21 protein-coding genes are annotated in these 25538 nt (G+C 52.4%); 11 read left to right on the top strand and 10 right to left on the bottom strand.

What is annotated here, in order from left to right; genetic code table 11:
• The first annotated feature begins 17 nt into the window (after nt 1-17).
• Nucleotides 18-1004 carry a GNAT family N-acetyltransferase gene (locus tag Q3C19_RS04880; RefSeq protein WP_022162790.1) on the top strand — a complete coding sequence of 329 codons (987 nt, stop codon included), beginning with the start codon at nt 18-20 and terminating at the stop codon, nt 1002-1004.
• A 66-nt stretch (nt 1005-1070) separates the two neighbouring features.
• Here the strand turns inward: Q3C19_RS04880 and Q3C19_RS04875 are convergent, their stop codons facing one another.
• Nucleotides 1071-2402, bottom strand: coding sequence for a deoxyguanosinetriphosphate triphosphohydrolase (locus Q3C19_RS04875; protein ID WP_277120824.1), 1332 nt, complete (start codon nt 2400-2402; stop codon nt 1071-1073).
• 234 nt (nt 2403-2636) lie between these two features.
• Nucleotides 2637-2825, bottom strand: coding sequence for a hypothetical protein (locus tag Q3C19_RS04870; protein ID WP_277120799.1), 189 nt, complete (start codon nt 2823-2825; stop codon nt 2637-2639).
• A gap of 294 nt (nt 2826-3119) precedes the next feature.
• Here Q3C19_RS04870 and dut point away from each other — a divergent pair, with 294 nt between their 5' ends.
• The 4 genes from dut (at nt 3120) to Q3C19_RS04850 (ending at nt 7487) form a co-directional block, all read left to right on the top strand.
• Nucleotides 3120-3554, top strand: coding sequence for a dUTP diphosphatase (gene dut / locus Q3C19_RS04865; RefSeq protein ID WP_071148589.1), 435 nt, complete (start codon nt 3120-3122; stop codon nt 3552-3554).
• 14 nt (nt 3555-3568) lie between these two features.
• The gene (locus tag Q3C19_RS04860) at nt 3569-5431 is read left to right on the top strand and encodes a tetratricopeptide repeat protein (RefSeq protein ID WP_302727577.1); all 1863 of its coding nucleotides are present in this window, start codon (nt 3569-3571) and stop codon (nt 5429-5431) included.
• Nucleotides 5432-5585: 154 nt separating this feature from the next.
• Nucleotides 5586-6131, top strand: coding sequence for a DUF4292 domain-containing protein (locus Q3C19_RS04855; RefSeq protein WP_302727740.1), 546 nt, complete (start codon nt 5586-5588; stop codon nt 6129-6131).
• Nucleotides 6132-6194: 63 nt separating this feature from the next.
• Nucleotides 6195-7487: a murein hydrolase activator EnvC gene (locus tag Q3C19_RS04850; protein WP_022163877.1), complete on the top strand. Its 1293-nt coding sequence runs from the start codon at nt 6195-6197 to the stop codon at nt 7485-7487.
• 21 nt (nt 7488-7508) lie between these two features.
• Here the strand turns inward: Q3C19_RS04850 and Q3C19_RS04845 are convergent, their stop codons facing one another.
• Complete coding sequence (locus Q3C19_RS04845) at nt 7509-8579, bottom strand: M20 family metallo-hydrolase (protein ID WP_071148409.1); 1071 nt, start codon at nt 8577-8579, stop codon at nt 7509-7511.
• Between the two features lie 316 nt (nt 8580-8895).
• Nucleotides 8896-9504, bottom strand: coding sequence for a porin family protein (locus Q3C19_RS04840; protein ID WP_022163875.1), 609 nt, complete (start codon nt 9502-9504; stop codon nt 8896-8898).
• Between the two features lie 212 nt (nt 9505-9716).
• On the opposite strand from Q3C19_RS04840, the gene Q3C19_RS04835 reads away from it, so the two are divergent.
• Nucleotides 9717-11525, top strand: coding sequence for a long-chain fatty acid--CoA ligase (locus tag Q3C19_RS04835; protein WP_302727573.1), 1809 nt, complete (start codon nt 9717-9719; stop codon nt 11523-11525).
• Between the two features lie 105 nt (nt 11526-11630).
• Nucleotides 11631-12656, top strand: coding sequence for a hypothetical protein (locus Q3C19_RS04830; protein ID WP_302727571.1), 1026 nt, complete (start codon nt 11631-11633; stop codon nt 12654-12656).
• 223 nt (nt 12657-12879) lie between these two features.
• Here the strand turns inward: Q3C19_RS04830 and Q3C19_RS04825 are convergent, their stop codons facing one another.
• Nucleotides 12880-15798 carry a pitrilysin family protein gene (locus Q3C19_RS04825; protein WP_302727570.1) on the bottom strand — a complete coding sequence of 973 codons (2919 nt, stop codon included), beginning with the start codon at nt 15796-15798 and terminating at the stop codon, nt 12880-12882.
• 151 nt (nt 15799-15949) lie between these two features.
• On the opposite strand from Q3C19_RS04825, the gene prfB reads away from it, so the two are divergent.
• Entirely contained in the window at nt 15950-17062 is a 1113-nt protein-coding gene (prfB, locus tag Q3C19_RS04820; RefSeq protein WP_302727569.1) for a peptide chain release factor 2, read from the top strand.
• A gap of 238 nt (nt 17063-17300) precedes the next feature.
• Here prfB and Q3C19_RS04815 read toward each other — a convergent pair whose 3' ends face one another.
• The 5 genes from Q3C19_RS04815 to Q3C19_RS04795 are packed head-to-tail and all read right to left on the bottom strand — an operon-like array spanning nt 17301 to nt 22520.
• Entirely contained in the window at nt 17301-18740 is a 1440-nt protein-coding gene (locus tag Q3C19_RS04815) for a Gfo/Idh/MocA family oxidoreductase (protein ID WP_277120808.1), read from the bottom strand.
• 21 nt (nt 18741-18761) lie between these two features.
• Complete coding sequence (locus tag Q3C19_RS04810) at nt 18762-19583, bottom strand: FAD:protein FMN transferase (RefSeq protein ID WP_277120809.1); 822 nt, start codon at nt 19581-19583, stop codon at nt 18762-18764.
• 1 nt (nt 19584) lies between these two features.
• Nucleotides 19585-20943, bottom strand: coding sequence for a DUF1080 domain-containing protein (locus Q3C19_RS04805; protein ID WP_277120810.1), 1359 nt, complete (start codon nt 20941-20943; stop codon nt 19585-19587).
• Nucleotides 20944-20962: 19 nt separating this feature from the next.
• On the bottom strand, nt 20963-21205 hold the full coding sequence (locus tag Q3C19_RS04800) for a hypothetical protein (protein WP_277120811.1): 243 nt from the start codon (nt 21203-21205) through the stop codon (nt 20963-20965).
• A 34-nt stretch (nt 21206-21239) separates the two neighbouring features.
• Nucleotides 21240-22520, bottom strand: a complete 1281-nt coding sequence (locus tag Q3C19_RS04795; protein WP_277120812.1) for a Gfo/Idh/MocA family protein — start codon at nt 22518-22520, stop codon at nt 21240-21242.
• A 449-nt stretch (nt 22521-22969) separates the two neighbouring features.
• Between Q3C19_RS04795 and Q3C19_RS04790 the strand changes: the two genes are divergently transcribed.
• From Q3C19_RS04790 to Q3C19_RS04780, 3 genes are all read left to right on the top strand, one after another.
• On the top strand, nt 22970-23104 hold the full coding sequence (locus Q3C19_RS04790) for a hypothetical protein (RefSeq protein WP_022163870.1): 135 nt from the start codon (nt 22970-22972) through the stop codon (nt 23102-23104).
• A 15-nt stretch (nt 23105-23119) separates the two neighbouring features.
• Nucleotides 23120-23587 carry a CYTH domain-containing protein gene (locus tag Q3C19_RS04785; protein WP_277120813.1) on the top strand — a complete coding sequence of 156 codons (468 nt, stop codon included), beginning with the start codon at nt 23120-23122 and terminating at the stop codon, nt 23585-23587.
• A 203-nt stretch (nt 23588-23790) separates the two neighbouring features.
• The gene (locus tag Q3C19_RS04780; RefSeq protein WP_277120814.1) at nt 23791-25536 is read left to right on the top strand and encodes a hypothetical protein; all 1746 of its coding nucleotides are present in this window, start codon (nt 23791-23793) and stop codon (nt 25534-25536) included.
• Nucleotides 25537-25538: the final 2 nt, after the last annotated feature.

Here is a 25538-nt window from a genome sequence, read left to right as displayed (position 1 = left end):
GTTAGGTAAAGAGAGATATGGAAGATATTATTGAACCTATCAGTAAGGAACTGCTGAAAGCGGAGTTGACCGAAGACAAGCGCCTGCGAATGACCAACAAGAGCAACAACCAGATTTATATCATCACGGCGCAAGACTCTCCCAACACCATGAAGGAGATTGGCCGTCTGCGCGAGATCGCATTCCGTGCGGCAGGCGGAGGAACCGGCATGTCGATGGACATTGACGAGTTCGACACCATGGAGCATCCTTACAAGCAGCTGATTGTATGGAATCCCGAAGCAGAGGAAATTCTGGGAGGTTACCGGTATATTTTGGGCACCGATGTGCGCTTCGACGAGCACGGAGCTCCTATTCTGGCTACTTCGCACATGTTCCACTTTTCGGAGAAGTTTTTGAAAGAGTATCTTCCTACCACGATCGAGCTGGGACGTTCGTTTGTGACGCTGGAGTACCAGTCTACACGTGCAGGAAGCAAAGGTCTGTTTGCTTTGGACAACTTGTGGGACGGGTTGGGCGCGCTGACTGTAGTAATGCCCAATGTGAAGTATTTCTTCGGCAAGGTGACCATGTACCCCAGCTACAACCGCAAGGGACGCGACATGATTCTGTACTTCCTGCGCAAGCATTTCGGCGATAAGGAGGGACTGATTGTTCCCATGGAGCCGTTGCAGTTGGAGTCGGACGAGAAGGAACTTGCCGCACTGTTCTGCAAAGACACGTTCAAGGAAGATTATAAGATTCTGAACGGCGAAATCCGTAAGCTGGGCTACAACATTCCGCCGCTGGTGAACGCTTACATGAGCCTGAGCCCCACAATGCGTATGTTCGGCACCGCCATCAACTACGGCTTTGGCGACGTGGAAGAGACCGGCATCCTGATTGCCGTCGACGAGATTCTGGCCGAGAAGCGTATGCGTCACATCCAGTCGTTCATCGAGAGCGAACCGGATGCGTGCCACCTGACTTCGGGGGTGAATAAACTGTTCTACCCCAGCAAGTAATAATGTAAGTAGAGGGGGTACTGACAGGCATCCCTTTGGTTTCAGTACACCCTTCTTCGCTTGTATTTAAGAAATAGTAGGCAGACTGTTGCCGTTTATCTTACGGTAGAGGTCGAGCGCAAAGACGTCGGTCATGCCCGAAATATAATCCAATACCGCCTGTATTCTTTCGTGGAATACAGGCGAATTTATTTTGTACTGGCTTGACACGCGGTTGATGAGCAACTGGGAGTAAGCCTTCTCCGGGGCACACACGGCGTCGGTCATCAGCTGGAGCAGGGTGCCGATGATGCGGAAACCGGCCAGCTCGATGTCGAGTACGTCGCGCGAGCGGTAGATGCGTTCGAACGAAACGTCGGCGCAGTGTTCGTAGGCCGAGGCGGGCAGGGAGTCGATGTGGCGGATGAGTGGTCCCTCGAACGTACCGGCCAGGATGGCCTGCTGGTTCTCCAAAAAGACGCGGGTACACTCGCGTATCAGTAGTCCGATGACGCACGAACGCAAGTAGGCTATCTGTTCGTTGGTGTCGCTCACTATCTGCAGGGTCTTCTGCATGCGTGCTTTCCGCTCGTCGGTGAAGAACGACAGCATCAGTGCCTGCGTCTCGGCCGTGGTCATGATCTTCAGCTTGTGGGCGTCCTCCAGGTCCATCATCTGGTAGCAGATGTCGTCGGCGGCTTCGACGAGGTAGACCAGCGGGTGGCGGGCATACTTCAGCGGAGCGTCGTTCAGCTTCTGCATGCCCAGCTCTTCGGCAATGCGGCGGAAGCTGTCTTCCTCGGTGGTGAAGAAGCCGAACTTCGACTTTTTGCCGGCCAGACTCGACGAGTAGGGGTACTTCACGATACTGGCCAGCGTAGAGTAGGTCAGCACGAAGCCGCCGCGGCGGCGTCCCTCGAACTGATGGGTGAGCAGACGGAAGGCGTTGGCGTTGCCTTCGAAGTGCGTCAGGTCGCTCCACTCGGCGTCGGTCAGACGGTCGCGCAGAGCCAGTCCGCCGCCTTCGGAAAAGAAGGTGGAGATGGCACGTTCGCCCGAGTGCCCGAAGGGCGGATTGCCCAGGTCGTGCGCCAGGCAGGCGGCAGAGACGATGGAACCGATTTCGGCCAAGAAGGTTTCGTGCAGTTCGGGCTGGCTTGCCAGCAGGGCGCGTGCCACGTCGTTGCCCAGCGAGCGTCCTACGCACGACACTTCGAGGCTGTGCGTCAGTCGGTTGTGTACGAAGATGCTGCCCGGCAGGGGGAATACCTGCGTCTTGTTCTGCAACCGCCGGAAGGGGGCGGAGAAGATGAGTCGGTCGTAGTCGCGCTGAAATTCCGAGCGGTTCTCGGGATGCTCGGAGTGATATTCTTCCAGTCCGAAGCGCTTGGCGGAGAGGAGTTGGTTCCAGTTCATCATGTTGCGTTCCTTATGTTTTACCGTCTGCAAATGTATCACTATTTTCCGACAGAAAAAATGCTTCCTTTCATTTTGACACTTTGTCGCGCCGGTCGCCTCAGATTCGCGTTTTTCGTCCGGAGGTGCGGCGCACCGGCTGTTTTCGAAGCGGAAACTGCTTATCTGTCTGTCGGATAGTATGGTAGCGAAATGCTTACAAATATTCTGGAGGCGAAAGATGCTTCTTGCCTTCGTTCAGTGCCCTCTTCGCATCCGTCGTCTGCTTTCTTCCCGAGCCGCACAAGCAATCCGGTCGAGCCACACAAGCATTTCAGCCGAGCCGGACAAGCGTTGCTCTCCTTCCGCACAAGCATTCCGGCGCAGTGTAGCATCGTTTCCGACGCATAGGTATGCACAATCCGGCTCTTTTTCGTGTATATTCATGCCCTTTTCTGCATATCGGCTGCTTCCGGTTTCCCTGCTTTGCAGGTTTTGTCGGAAGGCGTTGTTGCTGAAACGGGCGTTTTTCTGTCTTTTTGCTTGCTTTTGGTCTGGATTTTCGTCAGATTGATTTCTGGAACTCAGCCTTTGCCCGCGGCTTCGAACGTGTTTCTCATTATTTAACTGCAAAATTGTGTCCGTTTGCTTCAAAATCTGTATTTTTGCCCGTTAAAACGAGGCCTGCTTTTCGTCGTCATCCGTCGGTAGGGCAGGCGCCAAATACCGAACAAGAATATGCTGAACGTACAGATTATCAATAAATCGAAGCATCCGCTTCCGGCTTATGCCACTTCGCTCTCGGCGGGAATGGACATCCGCGCCAATCTGACAGAACCCATCACGCTGGCTCCCATGCAGCGCTGCCTGGTACCCACGGGGCTTTACATCGCCTTGCCTGCGGGCTTCGAGGCGCAAATTCGCCCGCGTAGCGGACTGGCCTTGAAGAAGGGCATCACTGTGCTCAACTCGCCCGGCACCATCGATGCCGACTATCGCGGCGAGGTCTGCATCATCCTTGTTAACCTGTCGGCCGAGCCTTTCGTCATCGAAGACGGCGAACGCATCGCCCAGATGGTGATAGCCCGCCACGAGCAGGCCGTGTGGCAGGAAGTGGAAGTGTTGGACGAAACAGAACGTGGAGCCGGAGGTTTCGGCCACACGGGCAAAAACTAACGAACAAACGTAGCATGAAACTCGGAATAAAAATATTGCTCGCGCTCTGGATGAGCGCCCTGTGTATGACTTCCTATGCCGCCATCGTAGGCGGACTGCCCGGCGGACTGGCGGCATCGGCTGCCATCGCAGGTGCTCACACCGCCGCCAACAAGAAGAAGCCCGACGCCAAAAAGCCGAAGAAGAAGCGCAACAAGCAGAAGCGTCAGGCCGAAGCCGCTCCCGTGCCCCAACTCACCGAGGAGCAGCAGCGCAAGTTCGACTACTACTTCCTCGAAGCCATCCGCCTGAAGCAGGCGGGCGACTACGATGCTGCCTTCGACCTGTTGCAACACAGTCTTGCCATCAATTCGCACGACGCTTCGGCCTTGTACGAGCTGGCTCAGTACTACCTCTACCTGAAGCAGCCCGCCCGTGCCACGACCACCATCGAACAGGCCGTAGCTGCCGACCCCGACAATTACTGGTACGCCCAGGCCCTGTCGCAGCTCTACCTGCAGCAGAACGAGGCCGAAAAGGCAACCGTCCTGCTCGAAGATATGGTGCAGCGCTTTTCCACCCGTATCGACCCTCTGTACAGCCTGCTCGAAATCTACAACCAGCAGGAAGACTACGACCGGGTGCTCGACGTGCTGAACCTGCTCGAACAGCGCATGGGCAAGAACGAACAGCTCAGCCTTGAGAAGTTCCGCATCTATCTGCGCAAGGGCGACAACAAGCGCGCTTTCGGCGAGATGGAGAACCTTGTGGCCGAATATCCCCAGGACCTGCGCTACCGCGTTGTGCTGGGCGACGTCTGCTTGCAGAACGGCAAGAAAGACGAAGCCTACGACATCTACCAGCAGGTGCTTGCCGAAGAACCCGACAACGCCATGGCCATGTACTCGCTGGCAAGCTATTACGAAGAAACGGGTCAGGACTCCCTCTACCAGCAGCAACTCGACTCCCTGCTGCTCAACCGCAAGGTGACGCCCGACATCAAGTCCAACATCATGCGCCAGCTCATCATCCGCAACGAGCAGGCCGACGGCGACAGCTTGCGCATCATCACCCTCTTCGACCGCATCATGCAGCAAGACCCCGACGAGCCCGACCTGCCCATGCTCTATGCACAGTACCTCCTGTCGAAAGGCATGAACCAACAGTCGCTCCCCGTGCTCAGACGCGTGCTCGATATCGATCCTACCAACACGGCTGCCCGTATGACACTTTTGGGCGAAGCCGTACGGCAGAACGACAATAAAGCTGTGGTCGACCTCTGCGAGGCCGGAGTAGAATCCAATCCCGATATGCTCGAATTCTACTTCTACCTGGCCATCGGCTACAACCAGGACAATCGCACCGCCGACGTGCTTTCCACCTGTCGGAAAGCACTGGAACGCGTCACCCCCGAAAGCAAGAAAGATCTCGTGTCCGACTTCTATGCCATCATGGGCGATGCCTACCACACCGACGGCATGACCGAGCAGGCCTATGCCGCCTACGACTCAGCACTGGTCTACAACCCCGACAACATCGTTGTGCTCAACAACTACGCCTACTACCTCTCGCTCGAACGCCGCGACCTCGACCGTGCCGAGGAAATGAGCTATCGCACCGTCAAGGCCGAGCCGGGCAATGCCACCTACCTCGACACGTACGCCTGGATTCTCTTCGAAAAGGGCAACTATGCCGAGGCACGCCTCTACATTGACGACGCCATGAAGAACGGCGGCGGGCAGAGCGAGGACGTCGTAGAGCATTGCGGTGACATCTACTACATGACAGGCGACGTGGACGGTGCCCTGAAGTACTGGAAACAAGCCCTCGACATGGGATGCAAGTCGCCCAAGCTGAAAGAAAAAATCGAGAAGAAGAAGTATATTCCTGCCGACTGATGCCATTGGCCGGCACCGGTCTGCTTCTTCCCGCCGATAATGAAACCATATATATCAACCGATAATATCCGAAACAATGACCGATAACACTTCCATTCTGCGTTCCGCTGCCGTGCGGACACCGTTCTTCACCGCCCGCCTCTGCCTGCGGCTGATGCTTCTTGTGTTGCTGACCGTAAGTCTGGCCGGCTGTAAGACCTCGCGCAAGGCCGAAAGCCATGGTGCACAGTCCCTCTGCCTGTCGTCGAAAGTCCGACTGACCATCCCCCACAAGGATGCCACGTTCACCGTAAGCGGCACCATGAAACTGAAGAGTGGCGAGCGTATGCAGCTTTCTTTCCTCATGCCTATCCTGCGCACCGAGGTAGCACGAATGGATATTACGCCCGATGAGGTGTTGCTCGTCGACCGTATGGGGAAACGCTACGTGCGTGTCACCCGTGGCGAACTTCGCGGCATGCTGCCCCGCAAGGCCAACTTCGAGAATCTGGAGAAGATGCTCTTCAAGGCTTCGCGTCCAGGTGCCAAGAACTGGATCGACGGCAAGGAGCTGGGGCTGAAAGACCTCGAAAAGTGTCGCATCGAGCTGACCGAGTTCTCCAACAAACCCATCAGTCTGACGCCCACCGAAGTTTCTTCCCGCTATCGCGAAGTGACGCTGGAAGAGCTGCTCGAAATGCTGCTCGATCTTTCCGCCTGAACCCAAGGCGGTCGCCGGAGTACTGAACAACGTTGAATTTATAAGTCCCTAACCGTTTCCGAAATGTCCCGAATACTGATTCTTCTCTTCCTCTTGTGCACCTGTGCATCGCCGCTTCTGGCTCAGTCGAACAAACTGATCAAGGAGCTGGAAAACAAGCGTGGCGACTTGCAGAAACAGATTGCCGAGACCGAAACCCTGTTGAAGTCTACCAAGAAAACCGTGGGCAGCCAGCTGAACGGCCTTGCCGCACTGACCGGACAGATAGAAGAACGGAAACGTTACATCCTCAGCATCAACCGCGACATGGAAGCCATCGAGCAGGAACTTTCCTCGCTCAACCGCCAACTCACTACGTTGCGCCGTCAGCTTAAGGAGAAGCGCCAGAAGTATGCCGCTTCCGTGCGTTACCTGTACAAGAACCGTTCGGTTGAAGAAAAGCTGATGTTCATCTTCTCTGCCGAAAACCTGGCACAAACCTACCGCCGTCTGCGTTACGTGCGCGAGTATGCCACCTACCAGCGTCTGCAAGGCGAAGAAATTCAGAAAAAGCAGCAACAGATTGCTGCCAAGCAAGCCGAACTGAAACAGGTGAAGCAGGCCAAGGAAAGTCTGCTGAAGGAGCGTGAAGCCGAAAAGGGAAAACTGGAGGCGCAGGAGAAAGAGAAACGCACCCTCATTGCCAATCTGCAAAAGAAGCAGCGCGGACTGCAGAACGAAATATCGCGCAAACGCCGCGAGGCCAACCAACTGAATGCCCGTATCGATCGCCTGATAGCCGAAGAGATAGAGAAGGCACGCAAGCGGGCCGAGGAAGAAGCCCGTCGCGAAGCTGCCGCACGCCGTAAGTCAGAGGGGACTAAAAGCGGCTCGTCGGGCACCAAGTCGAAAGCTGCTCCGTTGGAGCGGTTCAACATGAGCAAGGCCGACCGCGAACTGTCGGGCACCTTTGTCAGCAACCGCGGCAAGCTGCCCATGCCCATCACGGGTCCTTACCTCATCACCAGCCACTACGGGCAATACAGCGTCGAGGGGCTTCGCGGGGTGAAGCTCGACAACAAGGGTATCGACATCCAGGGCAAGCCCGGCGCACAGGCACGTGCCATCTTCGACGGTAAGGTAGCTGCCGTCTTCAAGCTAAACGGCCTGTTCAACATCCTTGTCCGCCACGGCGCCTACATCTCCGTCTATTGCAACCTTTCTTCAGCCTCCGTCAAGACGGGCGACACGGTGAAGACCCGTCAGTCGCTCGGTACCGTCTTCTCCGATGCTTCCGACGGCGGTCGCACCGTTCTCCACTTCCAGCTCCGCAAGGAGAAGGAAAAGCTGAATCCGGAGGGGTGGCTGGAGCGTTGATACTGTTTAGGGGTAACAGGTTTACAGCTGTGCTCCGTCCAGCAACTCCAGATACAGTCCGATAGCCTCTTCTATTTCTTTTACGAAAATGAATTCGTCGGCCGTGTGCGAGCGGGCGCTTTTGCCGGGACCCATCTTCATCGAGGGACACGACAGCAGGGCCTGGTCGGAGAGGGTGGGCGAGCCGAAAGGTGTGCGACCCAGGGCGACGGCGCGTTGCACCAGCGGATGCTTGGGCGATACGTGTGATGAACTCAGTCGGAAGGAGCGGGCCTTGGCCTGACAATGGATGTGGCGGGTGATTTCGTCGAACAATGCCTGATTGGTGTAACACTCGTTGCTGCGGATGTCCACCACGAACGTACAGCGGTCGGGGATGACGTTGTGCTGGGTGCCGGCATTGACCATGGTTACGCTCATCTTGACAGGACCCAGCAGGGGCGATACTTGCTCGAAGCGGTAGTCGCGAAACCAGGCGATGTCGTCCAGCACCTTGTAGATGGCGTTGTCGCCTTCTTCGCGGGCAGCGTGTCCCGAGCGGCCTGTGGCAGTGACGTCGAGCACCATCAGACCCTTTTCGGCAATGGCGGGTTGCATTTCGGTAGGTTCGCCCACGAGGGCAAACGCCAGGGGCGGCAGTTCGGGAAGCACGCATTCGATGCCTCCGGCGCCGGAAACTTCTTCCTCGCACGAAGCCAGGTAGATCAGGTTGTAGTGCTGGCGTGTGCGGCACAGCTGGAGGAACACTTGCAGCAGACTGACAAGGCTGGCACCGGCATCGTTGCTGCCCAGTCCGTAGAGCTTGCCGTTAGGTTCCAGTTGCGGGGTAAACGGATCTTTCCGCCAGCCGTTGACGGGCTTCACGGTGTCGATGTGCGAATTGAGCAGCAGGGTCGGTTTGTTCAGGTCGAACATGGGGCTGAGGCACCACACGTTGTTGCCTTTCCGTCCGGTATCCATTCCTTGCATTTCGATGTAGCGTTGCAGGAAGTCGGCCGCCTGTTGTTCGTCGCGGCTTACGGAGGGGATGGCTATCAGCGACTTCAGCAGGCCGATGGCGTCCGAAGCCAGGGTAGGTATGTCGTAGGTCATAAGCAGAAGTTTGATTTTACTGTTGCAAACTTACGGATAAAAAGTGAAAGACAACGCACGCCGCCGTGGAAAAAACTCGTCGCTGGCAGTGCATTTCTGGGACACAAGTGTGGCTCGCGAGCCGTGCAAGTGTTTCTCGTGAGCCGTACAAGTGTCTCTCACGAGCCGTGCAAGTGTGGCTCAAAGTGCCCTTTTGTAGGGTCTAGGGCGATGTCGGGTGGGTGGTAAAAAAGAGGTGTGGGCAACTCCGTTGCCTGGCGGCTTGCGGAATTGCCCACACAAGAAGAGGAAGTAATTTCCTCGGTATATTCTTCGGTTATAAGAAGTACACGAGTGAAATCATCAGATTGCGGTTCTTGTTGCCGCTGTCTTCGATGTTGTCAATCAAGCCCCAGTCGTAGCCGATGGATAACTGGTATTTTTGATTCAGTTCTACGCCTGCTTTCAGCCCCAGACCAAAGTCAAAGCGTTTCATGGCATCGTCACCGAAGACATTGACAGAAGTGTCTTCGCCTTCCATCAGTTCACCGCTGGCTTTTGCTTTGCCGAACAGTCCGATGCCAATGTAAGGACCGAAGTTGCCGAAGATAGCAAACTTGTCGTTAACGGCATATTTGTAACCCATGTGAATAGGGATTTCCAGATAGAAAGGATTGTATTTAACAGATCCTGCAGGGCCAAGATCTACTTTGGCACCTTTCAGCGAGAGTAGTGCTCCCATGTCCAGATAGATTCCATCGGCCAGTTGGGGAAGTCCCATTTCGGCCTTTACACCGGCATGGAAACCGATGCGGCTGTCGAATCCGCTTACCGAGAAGTTGCTTGAATTAAGACCTGCGGTGATACCCCACTTAAGACTCTCCTGTGCATTCATGCCCGAAATGCCGGCCACTAATAATGCTACTAATGCTAAAAACTTTTTCATGCTTGTTAAAATTTAAGGGTTACTCAATTGCAAATATAGGAATATATTTGATTTTTTGTTAATCGGCAGGTAAGAAAATCAGGTAATTCTTGTTTTTTGTATAGGAATATCCCGCTTGGGAGGTTTTGCTCCGAATATTTTATCATAAGGAGGCAGATAGTTTCAAATGAAACCACTACCTTTGCAAAACATTAACCAATTTTATAACAGACATGGCTTATCATCATTTGTCCGTCATGGTACACCGCCAGGCGGAGAAGTATGGAGATAAAGTAGCCCTGAAATACAGGGACTATGAAAAAGCACAGTGGAACGCTGTCTCCTGGAACGAATTCTCGCAGACAGTGCGCCAAGTGTCCAATGCCCTGCTGACGCTGGGTGTGGAAGTTCAGGAAAACATCGGCGTCTTCTCGCAGAACAAACCCGAATGTCTTTACGTGGACTTCGGCGCCTATGCCGACCGTGCTGTCACCATCCCGCTTTATGCCACCAGTTCGCCTGCACAGGCGCAGTATATCATCAACGATGCCGGCATCCGTTACCTCTTCGTTGGCGAACAGTTTCAATACGACGCCGCCATCCGTGTGTTCGGCATGTGTCCGTCGCTCAAGCAAGTTATCATCTTCGACCGCAAGGTGCAGAAAGACGCCCGCGACCAGTCGATGTCCATCTACTTCGACGAGTTCCTTGCACTGGGCAAGGGGCTGCCGCACGAAGCCGAAGTAGAGAAACGCACAGCAGAAGTGGCCGACAGCGACATTGCCAACATTCTGTACACTTCGGGCACGACAGGCGAACCAAAAGGCGTCATGCTGATGCACTACAACTACATGGAAGCCTTCCGTACGCACGAAATCCGTATCCCTTCGCTGACGGACAAAGACGTTTCGATGAACTTCCTGCCGTTGACGCACGTCTTCGAACGCGGCTGGACCTATGTCTGCCTGCAACGCGGCACTCAGGTCTGTATTAATCTCCGTCCACAGGACATCCAGATGACCATCAAGGAGATCCGCCCCACGGTGATGTGCAGTGTTCCCCGTTTTTGGGAGAAAGTTTATCAGGGCGTGCAGGAGCGTATCAGTCAGGAGACTGGCCTGAAGCGTGCCATGATGCTCGATGCCCTTAAGGTAGGGCGGGCACACAATCTGGACTACCTTCGTCAGGGCAAGACACCGCCCCTGATGCTTCACCTGAAATACAAGTTCTACGAAAAGACCATCTATGCCATCCTGAAGAAAACTATCGGCATCGAGAACGGCACCTTCTTCCCCACGGCAGGAGCCGCCGTTTCCAACGAAGTGTGCGAGTTTGTTCATTCGGTAGGCATCAACATGGTAGTGGGTTACGGATTGACCGAGTCGACGGCCACCGTGTCCTGCTTCCCGCCTGTAGGTTTCGAGCTGGGTTCGGTAGGCGAGATAATGCCCGACCTGGAAGTGAAGATAGGCGAGAACAACGAAATCCTGTTGCGTGGCAAGACCATCACGCCCGGCTACTATCGCAAACCGGTGTCCACCGCCGCCGCCATCGACAAGGACGGATGGTTCCATACGGGCGACGCCGGACGTCTGGAAGGCCGTGTGCTCTACCTGACCGACCGCATCAAGGACTTGTTCAAGACTTCGAACGGCAAATACATCTGTCCGCAGGCTTTGGAGACGAAGTTCATCATCGATCGCTACATCGACCAGGTGGCCATCATTGCCGACGAGCGTAAGTTCGTTTCTGCCCTCATCGTCCCCGTTTACGGGCTGGTGGAAGCTTATGCCAAGGAGAAAGGCATCGCCTACAGCAGCATGGAAGAACTGTTGCAGCATCCAAAGATACAGGCATTGTATCGTGCCCGCATCGACACCCTTCAGCAGCAGTTTGCCCACTACGAGCAAGTGAAACGCTTTACGCTGCTGCCCAAACCCTTCAGCATGGAGCGTGGCGAACTGACAAACACACTGAAGCTGAAACGCCCCATCGTGGCGCAGAACTACAAGGAAATCATCGACCACATGTACGAAGAGTAAGCTCGTCGCACACGGAGCGTCAACATAGGTTGATTGTTGGGTTGGATTGTTGGAGAAGTGAAGGGAAATTCATTTCTTTGCAATCCAATCCAAATCATCAACGTTATGAAGCGAACTTTTTCCCGTCTGACCCTATACCTGATGCTGCTCGTGCTGTGCAGCTGCAACAGCGACGTATTTGTTGACAATTTCTTGCCTTCGGCAAAAAAGGTGCATGTGCCTGCCGACGGTTCCGAAGCTATTCTCCGTTTCGGTGCGTCCAACTGGCGCACTCTGGGCTTGTGGCTCCGTATCGACTTTACCCAGTCGGTTAACGGGGGAACTTACGATCCGGTCGTGGGCGACATTTACAGCCTCGACGGCACGCTGATGGCGCGGGACACGGAGCTTTATTGCCAGGATGAGGAGCCCTTCCGCTTTGTGACTCATTCCTCGACCTTCAAACTGACCATAGAACGTACTTCGGGGAAAGAACTCCGTTTTCTGGATGCGGAGAACCTGGGTACCGGCTCGTTACAGCTGCAACTGAATGTGGGCAATGATTACAATTACGAACAGATAGACCTGTACATCGACCCTTCGCCCCGTTATCAGTTGGACAGCCTTGTCTACAAGCTGAATTTCTGGCTCGAAGAGGATAGTGCCATGTACACGACGTATGTGGTTGGCCCTACCAATGCCACCGAAACGCCTTGGAAGTATGAGCTCCATCCCTACGAATACTTCCAGCGGACGTTCACCTTTCAGGGAGGAGATCAGTGGCACGAGCCCATTGATGAGGTAGCCTTCCAGCTCTTCGGCAAAGAAAAGCCTGTTGTGGATGTGCCCGAGCTTGACAAGTTCCAGTCCCCGGCGTTGTTGGGTGAGAAGCTTGCATTTGCGCCCGGCAAGACCCACTTCCCCCTGTCAGACGATCTGCTGTCGGTAGTCGACACCATTGACGTTCCGCCCCTCACACAGATAGAGTGTACCATTAAGTGCTGGTACCGCTTCACCGGTGTCTCCTACACTTTGTATGCCAGTAATCCGCAAACCGGCCACCGCTGCGTGTACGAAGGCCGTGCCGACCTTTACACCCCACAAGCTTATTCGCTGACGAAGAAGGAAGTGCCGGTGCATATCGGGAAGTGAGGCACAACTCCCCCATTTGTACAACACTTGCACGGCTCGCGAGCCACACTTGCATTCCATTTCCGGGACACTTGTGTGGCTCGCGAGCCGCACTTGTGTTGCTCGGCACCCCTTCGTAGAGCGGTTGTGAGCAGGGTTGGAGGGACAAAAAACAGGCGGGTGTGCCGGTAGGGAAAATTCCCTGTGCCGGTACACCCGCCTGCGTGTCAGGGTGGCGGAAGTATCAATAGCCGAAGATGTCTTCCGTGGTCAGTTCGATGACGGGACCTATCTTCTTCAGCGATTCCATGTCGAGCTCTTTCTTGTCGCCCAGGATGCAATAGTTGTACGTGCGGCCTTTGATCCATTTCTGCTGGAAGTCGATGACGTCCTTCAGGGTTGCGGTCTGCACGTCGTTGTACAGGCGGATGCGGCTGTCGGTCGTTTCGCCCATGTCCTGTGCGTTGATGTATGCCCAGATGATGTCGCTCTTCAGGATGCGTTCGGTGCGCAGTCGGGCGATGAGGCCTTCCTTGGCCAGCTTGAAGGCGGCTTCGGACTGGGGCATGTTGTCGATGATGTCGTTGAACGTACGGATGGCGTCCATCAGTTTGTCATTCTGGGTGGCGATGTACGTGCTGACCGTGTAGTTGTACTTGGGCAGGCTCGGACGATCCATTCCGGCCCATGCCGAGTAGGCCAGTCCGCGGCTTTCGCGCATTTCCTGGAAGACGATGGAGTTCATTCCGCCGCCAAAGTATTCGTTGTACAGTCTGCGACCGGGTTCGATAGCCGGGTCATACTTTTCGCCTCGGTTCGAAATCTGTGCCATGTAGATGTTCTTGGCTTCGTAGGGAGCGATGTAGACTTTGGTTTCCGGCGTAAGTTGTTGCTTGAACTCGATGCCCTGCGGCACGTCTTTCAGGGTGTCGGGCACACGGTGCTCTTTGTTGATGACGGCCAGCAGCTCTTCGGTCTTGCTGGGACCGTAGTAGGTGATGCGGTGCTTGTAGCTGTTCAGTTGGTGAATGCGGTCGACAAGTTGCTGCGGATCCATGGCCTTCAGTTCGGCTTCGCTCAGCTGGTTGGTGGCGTAGTTGGTGGGGCCCCATTCGGTATAGACCATCAGTCGGCTGAAGTTCTGCGACTGGTTCAGCTTGGCGTCGGAGCGGCTCTTCTGCAGGTCGGCTACCAGGTTGTTATAGGCTTCGGGGTTGACTTGCGCGTCGGCCAGCAGTTTCTCGAACAGGGCCACGGCCTGCGGCATGTTTTCGTTGAGGCCGGAGAGTACGATATAGGTACGTTCGCTGCCCGGCGACACATAGAAGGTGCAAGCCATGCGGTAGAACTCGCTCTTCACCTGCTCGGGCGTCATGTCCGAGGTGCCCAGATACTCTAAGTATTGGGCGGCCATGCCTAATGCCTTGTCGTTGCGGTTGCCCATGTCGAAGAGGTAAATCAGTTCGAACAGGTCGTTCGTGCTGTTGTGACGGTAGATGACGGGGATGTCGTCTTTGGCCTTCAGTTGGGTCAGGTCTTTCGAGAAGTCTAAGAAGACCGGTTCGATGGGTTGCACCGTGCTTGCCTGAATCTCCTTGAGGAAGGCACTCGCGGTGTCACGGTTCATCACGATGGGCGTAATCTGGGGTTTCTCTATCTTCTTTTCGTTGGGGTCCTTGCCCTGACGTTTGTAGATGATGGCATAGTTGTCGTCCTTCAGGTACTTGTTGGCAAAGTCCACGATGTCCTGCTTGGTCAGTTTGGCCATGCGGTCCAGGGCGGTCACTTCGTCGGCCCACTGGCTTCCGTTGATGAACGACTGTACGAACCAGTCGGCACGGGCGTCGTTGCTTTCCAACTGTTTCATCTGGTACAGCTTGAAGTTGTTGATGTTGGCTTCGAGCAGGCTTTCGTCAAAGTCGCCGTCGCGCAGCTTCTTCAGCTCGCCCAGCAGCAGGTCCTTCACTTCGTCCAGTGTCTGTCCGGCTTTGGGGCGTCCGGCCATCAGGAAGGCGCTGTAGTCGCTCATGGTCATGGGGTAGCAGTAGGCGAGCAGTGTCTTCTGCTGTTGCGTCAGGTCGAGGTCGATGAGACCGGCCTGTCCGTTGTACAATATCTGCGAAACGATTTGCAGGGTTTCGATATCCTTGCTGGCCGCACCGGGGAAGCGCCATGCCAGGCTTACGTTCTCGGCCTCGGGGCCGAACACTTCGCGCACGATGGGCGTGGTGATGGGTGCTTCCTTGCCCGGGTCGAGCTTGGGCAGGTTGGGGTTGGGCTGCATGTCGCCGAAGTACTTGTCGATGGTGGCAATCATCTGGTCGGGGTCGAAGTCACCGCTGAGGCAGATGGCCATGTTGTTGGGCACGTACCACGTCTTGAAGTAGTTCTTGATGTTGGTGATGGAGGGATTCTTCAGGTCTTCCTGTGTACCCAGCACGGTCTGTGTGCCGTAGGGGTGATGGGGGAAGAGGGCGGCAAGGGTCTGCTCATATACCTTGCGGCTATCCTGGGTGAGCGACATGTTCTTTTCTTCATAAACCGTTTCCAGCTCGGTGTGGAAACCGCGGATGACGCAGTTCTTGAAGCGGTCGGCCTGAATCTTGGCCCAGTTCTCCACTTCGTTGCTGGGGATGTCTTCCGTGTAGCAGGTCACGTCGTAGCTGGTGTAGGCGTTGGTGCCGTTGGCTCCGATGGCGGCCATCAGCTTGTCGTACTCGTTGGGGATGGCATACTTCGAGGCCTCGTACGAAAGGCTGTCGATGGTATGGTAGATGGCTTTGCGCTGGTCTTCGTCGGTAGTCTTGCGATAGACTTCGAACGTCTGTTCAATCTGGTCCAGCAGCGGTTTCTCCACTTCGTAGTTCTGGGTGCCGAAGTGGTTGGTGCCCTTGAACATCAGATGTTCGAAGTAATGGGCCAGACCGGTTGTCTCGGCGGGGTCGTTCTTACCGCCTACGCGCACGGCGATGTAGGTCTGGATGCGTGGCTCGTCCTTGTTGACGGTCATGTACACTTTCAGTCCGTTGTCCAGGGTGTAGATGCGTGCCTGAAGCGGATCGTTGGGAACAGTCTCGTAACTGTACTTCGAACTGCAGCTGCCCAGTCCTAACGTGGCCAGCAGCAGGAGCGAAAAACCGAATTGTCTGATTCGTTGGTTCATAAGCAATACTTAATTAGGTTGATAACCGCAAATTTATGCGTTTTTTTCATACCTTTGCAAGCCGAACGGAAGAATCTGCTGCGGGAAGCCGCCTTTTTTGCAGATATCCCGTCGTCGGGCATCAAGAATAACAGCTAAATCACATAGACAGATGATTACCATAGAACAACTGAAGGACATCAAGGAACGTACCGAAGCGCTCTGCCGCTATCTGGACATCGAAGGGAAGAAAGTACAAGTGGAAGAAGAACAGCTGCGCACGCAGGCACCCGGTTTCTGGGACGACCAGAAGGCTGCCGAAGCACAGATGAAGAAAGTGAAGGGATTGCAGCAGTGGATTGACGGATACAACGAAGTGAAGACCCTGACCGACGAACTGCAGCTGGCCTTCGACTTCCATAAGGACGAACTGGTGACCGAAGAAGAGGTGGACGAGGCTTACAACAAAGCCGCCGAAGCCGTCGAGGCACTCGAACTGAAGAACATGCTCCGCGACGAAGCCGACCAGATGGACTGCGTACTGAAGATCAACTCGGGTGCCGGAGGTACGGAAAGCCAGGACTGGGCCAGCATGCTGATGCGTATGTACCTGCGCTATGCCGAAACCCACGGCTACAAGGCCACGATTGCCAACCTGCAGGAAGGTGACGAGGCGGGCATCAAGACCTGTACCATCGAAATCAGCGGCCCCTATTCCTACGGTTACCTGAAAGGTGAAAACGGAGTACACCGCCTGGTACGCGTGTCGCCCTACAATGCACAGGGCAAGCGAATGACTTCGTTTGCATCCGTCTTTGTCACTCCGTTGGTCGATGACACCATCGAAGTGACCATCGAGCCGGCACGCATTTCGTGGGATACCTTCCGAAGCGGCGGTGCGGGTGGACAGAATGTGAACAAGGTAGAGTCCGGTGTCCGTCTGCGTTATCAGTACAAGGACCCCTACACGGGCGAGGAAGAAGAAATCCTGATTGAAAACACCGAGACGCGTGACCAGCCGAAGAACCGCGAAAACGCATTGCGACTCCTCCGCTCCATGCTGTACGACAAGGAGATGAAGCACCGCATGGCCGAGCAGGCGAAGGTCGAGGCCGGCAAGAAGAAGATTGAGTGGGGTTCGCAGATCCGCAGCTACGTCTTCGACGACCGCCGTGTGAAAGACCACCGCACCAACTACCAGACAAGCGACGTGAACGGCGTGATGGACGGTAAGATAGACGGATTCGTCAAGGCTTACCTGATGGAATTTGCCGGAGCAGAATAACGTTCGTGTCCCCTTGGACACGGATGGCCGGGGACGCGGCTGTAGGGATTCGCACCTGCAGCCGCGTCTCTTTTTTACAGGCACATTTCACCGGTTTCTGGGACACTTGTGTGGCTCGTCTGGGACACTTGTACGGCTCGCGAGCGACACTTGCACGGCTCACGAGCCACACTTGCATTCCACACGAGCCGTACAAGTGTCCTGTAAAATGGTATGAAACGAGGTCTGACGACGCTGTCTATAGCTGATAGAACTCTTCCCATCCTTTGCGCGGAATGCCTCTACGCAAAAGCAAGTTTCCTACCGGACTATTAGTGAACAGTTTCAGTTTAGGATCGAAGGTGAGGTGGGCATTCAGCTGTTGGGCAATGACTCCCAGGCAGAATACTTGGCTAAGTGGTCCGGCAATGTGGAACGGTGAACGAGGCTTTTCCTCTCCTTTGCATGCCAGAAGGAAATTCTGGAAATGATTAGAGGGGCTTTGGGGAACTTCCGGTAATTGGGATGCCATTTCTTTGGCTTTCTCTTCAGGGATGATGGAAAGGGTGGAGCCGTGCGATCCTCCTCTGAATATCAGATCATCGGTATAGATGATTTTCCCAGGATTGAGTTTGGAGGGGCGGATTTTTCCTGTACCTGTTGGCGGAATGTTGGGGTCGAGTGCTACGTTTCCATAGCCTTCCGGAATTTCGGGCAGATTGTCCAAGCCGTCGTACCAGGTGATGTCTACAGGCGGCATGTTGCCTCTTGCTGGGAAACGGAACTGGATGGTCGATGAAAACGGATAAAAGAACGGATTGTGTCCTTCGGCACGCAACATGTTGATTTCGGTGGGTAATCCCAGTTGGCAGAATTCGTGCACGGTGTCCAGAATGTGCGCTCCCCAGTCGCCCAAGGCACCCATACCGAAATCATACCAGCAACGCCATTGGCCGTTTACATAATCCTTGTTGTACGGATGATAGGCTTCGCCGCAGAGCCAGTTGTCCCAGTCCATGGTTTTGGGTATGCTCTCTCCGAGCAAGTAGTTTTTCATCTTTGCGTCCCATCCGTGCCAACGTCGCGGACTGTTCATGTGGGCGGTCACCGCGCGTACGTTTTTGATGATGCCGGCTTCCTGCCAGGCTTTGAACTGGAAGTAATTGGCTTCGGAATGGCCTTGGTTGCCCATTTGTGTCACCACTTTGTATTTTTTCTCAGCTTCCATCATCAGTTCGCACTCATAAAAAGTGTGTGCCATGGGTTTCTCCACGTATACGTGTTTGCCCAGCGACATGGCCAGCATAGCGATGGGGAAGTGACTGTGATCGGGAGTACCGATGCAGACGGCATCGATCTGGTTGCTCATTTGATCGAACATTTTGCGGAAGTCTTGAAAACGGGGCACTTTGGGAAACATTTTCAGGACACTTTCGGTATGCGGGGCGCCCATGTCGATGTCGCATAAGGCTACGATGTTACAAAGTCCTGTTTGGGCAAATGCTTTGATAATATCGCCACCTCTGAAGCCTATGCCTACACAAGCAAGGTTTACTTTTTCGTTACTGCCCAGAATACGCCCTGTCGGGGTAGTTTTGGGGAAGTTTTCGGCATTCAGAAACGACGGAATGGCAGTGGCGGCAGTAAGTACAGATACCTGCCGCAGGAAGTTACGGCGTGATTGATTGATATTTTTCATGTGTAAATAGTTTGATTTCTGTTAACCAAACGCTAAAGTCTGTTCTTGTTTGTGCTGGTCAGAGGTTTGCGTTTGTATGGATGAATAAGTTTGAATAAACTGTACGATGGACATGACTTCACCTTCTTCAGGCAGACGGGTTATGACCGAGATTTCTTTTTCGCCGGTAATGTATTCGCCGGTTAGCGGATGAATAATGTGCCGTCGTTGCTCAGTTTCGTTGCCAGATGTGGTCAGACACAGATTTGAAAGCAGATAAGGTCGTTCCGGGTGCTTGTGGCAGGCTATCGGCCATTTTCCTCCTTCGGGATGTTTCCCCAAGGCATAGATTGAACTGTTGCCGAAGTTGAGCAGGCCGTTCTGTATTCCGTTTTGGCGGGCCAAAGAGACGGCATGTCCCAACGCATAACCTTTCAGATAGCCGGAAAGGTCGATACGGACGTCTTCGGTATGCTTTCGGACTCGGCATAACCTGATGTCGGTTTCAAACTTGTCGGTACAGTTGCGTCCGGAGGAATGCAGAGACGCGGTAATGTCGAACAGTCCTCCGGTTTGTTTGCTGTAGTCGATGCAGTCGTCCAGTAGCCGACACAATTCGTAAGAGAGGTTACACCATGTTCCTGCTTTTGTGGCGTTGAGGCGAGATACTTCGCTGTCAGGGCGGAAGCGGCTGCCCATTTGTTCGATGCGGGCTGTCTCTCGGCTGATGGCATCAATGCACTGAATGAGCTCGTCGCAGGTATGGTGGTTGCTCCATAACAACAAATCTATTCGTGTATGCATGGCGTCGAACCAGGCATATACCAATTCTTTGTCTTCGAAGTGTCGGCTGATGTGCGGCATATCAGGGAAGCTCTTTGATTTTGATGTTTTTGAACCATACTTCGTCGCCATGGTCCTGTAGCAGGATATGCCCGGACTCTGCACAGCCAAAGCCTGTCCATTTCTGATATTTGCTGTAGTTTACGAGGGCTTGCCACATGTCGGTGTTCCGTTCGTATTCCAGCATTTTCACACCGTTCAGCCAATGCTCCACCCGGTTCCCTTTGACTTTGATGAGTGCGGTATTGAAGCCGTCGGGATAGATGAGCTTTTGGGCAGGTGCTGGGATCAGGTCGTAAAGGGAGGCGAGCTTGCGATTCCCTAATACTCCCATTTTGGCGTCAGGATGGTTGTTATCATCCAGTATTTGAAATTCACAGCCTATGGCTGATCCTTCACCTTTGTTGAGATTTGGATCTACAAAATATTTGATGCCGCTGTTTGCGCCTTTGGTCAGCTTGAAGTCTACTTTCAGTTCGAAGTTACGGTATTTCTTTATCGTTACAATGTCGCCTCCGTTGGCCGATTCTTTTCCTTCCGACTTCTTCACTTTCAGGATGCCGTTTTCGATGCTCCAGCCTTTTTGGGGAAATGTGCTGAGTTTGGCGCCGCGCCACCCATTTGTTGTTTGCCCGTCCCACAGCAATGCCCATCCTTCGGCTTTCTCTTGATCGGACAGAACGTTGTTCAGACGGTTTATTTCAGCTGCTCGGCGCGATTCGGGGTACAGCTCCTGCTCGAATCCGCTGGTACAGATGCGGATGTTGCGCCAACACACTGTTTTGCCTTCTAACTTTTTATTGTTGCCGATATTGTGCACTTGTAGGGCAATGAATCCTTCGGCGGTTTGTGGGTCGAGCAGGTTGGCGCAAGGAATATCGTTGACCCATGTGCGCAGGTTGTTTCCTATGGCTTCTATTCGTGCTTTGTTCCATTGGTTGGCTTTGAATGCGGCTTTTGCTTCGGGTACGGACAAGGAGTAGAGCCATCCGCTACGGGCTTCATCATAGATGCCTCCGGTCCAGGCACGTTCCGACGGGTCTATTTCGAATTGATATCCGTGTACTCTTCCGTTGCGGTCTTCTTTCCGGCTGAGTGAACGGAATTGCACGCCGGAGTTCAGTCCATCGTCTACTTTGAATTCAAATTCAAGGATGAAGTCGCTGTAAGTTTTCTTAGTGACGAGAAATGTGTTTGGGGTATTGGTACGGCTGATGCCTACGATGGCTCCGTCTTTTACCTTGTATTCAGCGTTTCCGTTCAGACGTGTCCATCCTTTTAAGTTTTTACCGTTGAACAGATTTTCCCATTGGGCTTGTGCATGGCTTCCTGTGGCCAGACACGACAGCATGAAAGCTGCTAGTATCAGTTTCTTTTTCATGTATGATTGGTTATAAAGATTAATATGTCTTTTTTCGAAAGATTCGTGTCAGACCTGCGAAAAGCAGGCGGATCAGGACAAGAATGGCGTAGAGTATGATGGCGCTGATGCAGACATAACCCAGAGAGCAGAAGGCTTCGTTCCATTGTCCGTCATAGTGAATGATGGCGTAGATGTTGATGGCTTCGGTGACTAACAGGCATACGGCTAGCCATGTCAGTTCCTGTTTGATGTGTTTTTTTCGAATAAGTATGTCTTTCATTTCTTTTGTCGTTTATTGAAGATATGAAACAAGGTTATAGCGATGCGGGATTGCTGTGATTCCGATAATTCAGCTTGTAGGCATCGGGGAAAGTCAGTATCTGCTCTTCTTCGATGGCCTGGTATCCCAGCAGCGAGAGGGCACTGGCGTAATAGGCTTCTTCGGCTATTTGTTCGGGTTGGCGCTGGGTGTTAATGGCTTCGACAAAAGCATCCAGCATCAGTGATGTTCCGTCGGTCTTGGGACTTTTGCCTAAAAGGAAGAAGCCGGTGTTTTCGTTGGGAGATTCCGGTTCCCAGCTTGTCCCGGCAAAGGGGATGGCATCGAACAAGGAGTTTTCAATGTCGTTGATCAGGCGCATGAAGGCGGGAGCAGGATCGGTTTGCTCGAAGTAGTATTTCCCTTTTTCGGGTTCTACGGTACCTTTGTGACCCAGAATTTTTTCTTCCAGGCCGTAGAATTTGTTCGAGATGACCGAATCGTATGTCATGCGTACGCCGTTGTCGAATATGTAGATGCAACTGACGTTGTCATGTACTGTACGTCCGTCTTTCCAACATGTCAACGAACCGTGTCCCATTACTTTGTTTGGAATTTGACGCATTGCCCAAGTTCCTGTTTGCAGCTGATGGCAGGCCAGTTCTGTCATCAATCCTTTAGAGTGCTGTTTGTATAATCGCCAATTGATGAGTTCATCCAGATCGGGTGAAGGTGTGGGGCGGCGCCAGTCATTGTTGCGATACCAATAGGCACGTATTGCATTGATTTCGCCGAAGGTTCCATCGTGAATCAAAGCCATAGCTTTGATGTAACGTGGATCGAACAGGCGTTGTTGCCCGACAAAAAAGATTTGTTTACTCGCCTTATACTTTTGGTATACGTTGTAGCATTGTTCGAGGGTGTAGCAGAGGGTCTTTTCGCAAAATAAGTGCTTTCCGGCATCCAAAGCATCCATTGCCATTTGGTAATGGAGATCTAAAGGAGTGGCTATTAGTACGGCTTCGACCGTGGGATCATTCAGCAATGCGCGGTAGTCACGATACACTTTGGCGCGTGGAGCTATTTTCAAGGCTTTCTCGATTGACGGTTGATATATGTCGCATATGGCTACGATTTCAACTTTGGGATTTTGGACGAGAAAATTCATGTGAAATTGTCCGCGCGAGCCCGGCCCGATGATACCAATTCTTACTTTGTAGGTTTCTGTGTGTTTGGTTTCTGAAAAAGCAGATAGCCAAGGACTGGTGCAAAGTAGCAGACCTCCTGCTATGGCCGTGAGTTCTTTCAGGAACTTTCTTCTTTCCGGTTGTTCCATGGTATAGATGTTTTTGTTTGGGTTGTGGTGGTTATTGAGTTTTGTTCTCAGAATTTGTGTTCTTAAAAATAGGGAATAAAGGTCTATGCTGTTTCAATATAAAGAGCTTTTTAATATTGTTTAAGCATGGAGACTTTTCTGTTAACTGAGTTTAGATTTAACAGCTTTAGTACGGTTATTCAGAATGAGGAGTTCGCGGTTTGTGGGACACTTGTACGGCTCGCGAGCGACACTTGCACGGCTCACGAGCCACACTTGCATTCCACACGAGCCGTACAAGTGTCCTGTAAAGCCCCTGTTTCTGGCCCGATTTCCTGTTTCCGGCCCTCCGGATGGCGGCCGATTGCCTGCCGGACGCGAAAAACACAAATTTTCTTTCTTTTTTCTTGCATTCCTCCCTTTTTTCCTCTTACTTTGTTCATCGTTGAATTTAAAACTATAGAAAGACCATGGGAAAGAATAAGAAAAATATGGGACACACCCGCAAGGAAGAAGAGCAAGGCAAGAAAGTTCTGATAGGCATCGGCGTCGTAGCCGTAGTCCTGGTTATTGCCATGTTTGTGCTCTACTCCTTCTGGGGCTGATAAGAAGATAGGATTATGCCACAAGAGATCGAACGGAAATTCCTCGTCGACGGCGAGTACAAGTCGAAGGCCTACGCCAGCAGCCGCATTGTGCAGGGATACATCTGTAGTGCGCGCGGGCGGACCGTGCGCATCCGCATTCGCGACGACAAAGGCTACCTCACCATAAAGGGACCCGCCGATGCCTCGGGCATCAGCCGTTACGAGTGGGAGAAGGAGATACCGCTGGACGAAGCCCGCGACCTGATGAAAATCTGCGAACCGGGTGCCATCGACAAGACGCGCTACCTGGTGCGGAGCGGCCGGCACGTGTTCGAAGTGGACGAATTCTATGGCGAAAACGAAGGGCTGGTCATTGCCGAGGTCGAACTGTCCTCGCCCGACGAACCCTTCGAAAAGCCCGATTTCATCGGGCAGGAAGTGACGGGAGACGCCCGTTACTACAATGCGCAGCTGATGAGGCATCCTTATAAAGACTGGTAGAGTTTTTTTATGTCAGTATAGGGGTGATTTCCAGTTGTATAAGCTGTGTAAGAGGAATTTTTATACAATATGAAAATTCGTGTATTTCTTTTTACAGTAGGAAATATGTGAAAAGAATTATGTGTGTACAGCTGGTGAGTATAAGGGACAATATTCTGTTCGACTGTTTCCTTCTGAATGCAATCTAATAACTCTGTATCTCGATGCAACGTAATAGATTCATAAAAGTTTTATTATTGCTGTTCATCCTTTTTTTTATTACTATTAAAGGAAAGGCTGAAGGAGGCAATTTAGTAATGTTAATCGAAGATTCTCCTTACACTGACCAATATTATAAATATTCGGATGGTGAAAAGCCACCTTATGAATTTTTGAAGAACGAATGGAGGCAGGGTAGAAGAATTTTGGCGGCAAAATTTACCCCTATCGGTTGGTTTGCACTTACGGCTGATAATAGTGGTTATGGTAGTCAGCAGTACAGTTACGATACGAAAGCTGGTATTATTGATCTGATAAAGGAAGAAGCTGCGAATGGAAATTTTGTCTCATCAATAGCTTTTGGTACGATGAACAAGTGGGGTAAAAACCAATGGTTCACAGTTCTCTCATCAGGTAAAGGAATAACAGCGCAAACCTGTAATTTTCTGAAGCAAAGTAAAGTAATCAAATGGGTACAGTCTCAATGGTCAGAAGATTATAAGCTGACGGCTATGTCGGGTGCTGCTATGGAGTGGGCAGTTGTCATGAGCCAAGGGACGGATATTGATCAGCAGGCATTGGAGTTTTACGACGGTTCCTCGGAAATGCTGAATGGCGTCAGGAAGATGTGGGAACAGGGCTATTATATTCAGTTTGTTGAATGTAATCCGGCAGGAAAGTATGTGGGGGTATTTTGTACTTACAAGGATGGACGCAAACCCAAGCAATATATATCTGTATGCAAGAATATTGAGCAAGCAAAAAAACAAATGGCAGCACATCTCAATAATGGATGTGCTATTACGCAAATTGGTGGAAGTTACATTGCCACGCTGCTTTGCAATTATGAGACAGAAGAAGAAAGACAAGTTGCAACTCGTAAATTATTTGGTGATTTGTCGAATGCTGTCAACGAATTGCGTGACAATAGTTTGAAAGAATCGATTGATGTAGGGAAAGAAAATGTCAGTCCTTCGTCTAGACCCAATTTTTCGAGTGCACGTATTGAAGCTGGGAAGATTGCTATGTTTTGTGATGACAGATGGGTTCCCGGAGTTCTGTTCACTTACTTATGTGAATATGTAAAAATCCAACGACCTATGGGGATTGCAGGCAATATGATGGAATTTCATGCATATCCGGCACACTCGTTCCTTCTGAAGTTGAAACACAAAGGTGATGCGGAATGGACATTGCGTAATTATTTTGTACCGGCTAAGGAAGTCGCTGCCATAGCCGACGTTGCTTTAAGTATTTCGACAACAAATAGTAGTCTTTACATCAACAAAAAGTATTGTAACTGGGATTTACAGGATCATGATATGATCGAAATCTGGTATAATGATGTCTGTCTCGCTCAGTATGAGACGCCTGATGATTGTTTGAATGAGGGAACACAAAGTTATGCTGCAGTTATGCGGTTAAGGCAGGGAGGTACAGCTTTGCCGACGGGTACTATAGAAATGGAACCAGTAAAAACAGGTATGTCGGCAGACTATTATATGCAGCAATATTCCAGATGGGAAAGAATGGCCGAATCTATATACAACAGCATCACATCTGTCAAGGTGAAAGAAGTAGATACCGATAAAGAAGTACATGGTTATACTGATTGGGGCGGAAGTAGTGAAATGCAAATGAAAATGCAGCTGAGTAAAGCTCAAACTCAGATGCGTGATGTGCGTAACGAAGCAGGTCGTAACGGAATAACAATTCCTATGTCACATTGGGAATCGGTAACTGTCTATTAAGT

This window comes from Bacteroides sp. ET489 (genome assembly GCF_030518095.1).
Lineage (GTDB): Bacteria > Bacteroidota > Bacteroidia > Bacteroidales > Bacteroidaceae > Bacteroides > Bacteroides ndongoniae.
The sequence above is the reverse complement of the archived record's forward strand: the minus strand, read 5'-3'. Positions and strand labels throughout refer to the sequence as shown.